Genomic DNA, 217 nt, shown 5'->3' with positions numbered 1-217 from the left:
TAAAAAATCAATTTAACAGCTTTAAAAAAGAATTAGAGCCAAATGATAAGGAAACTTATTTAACGCGGATTCAAACCGCTAAAATGTTATCCATTAGCCTAACTACGTTAAACGATTGGAGTAAAAAACAATTATTACACCCATTAAAACTAGGAAACCGCACTTATTATAAATTAAGTGAGATAGAAAAAACTTTAAATAACTCTAATAATTTATA

1 protein-coding gene is annotated in these 217 nt (G+C 26.3%); it reads left to right on the top strand.

From position 1 onward, the window contains the following. Nucleotides 1-217 (top strand): helix-turn-helix domain-containing protein (locus E0702_RS18895; protein WP_132045979.1); only part of this gene is annotated, 217 nt, incomplete at both ends.

This window comes from Halomonas marinisediminis, assembly GCF_004347715.1.
In the GTDB taxonomy this organism is placed as follows: domain Bacteria; phylum Pseudomonadota; class Gammaproteobacteria; order Pseudomonadales; family Halomonadaceae; genus Halomonas; species Halomonas icarae.
The sequence above is the reverse complement of the archived record's forward strand: the minus strand, read 5'-3'. Positions and strand labels throughout refer to the sequence as shown.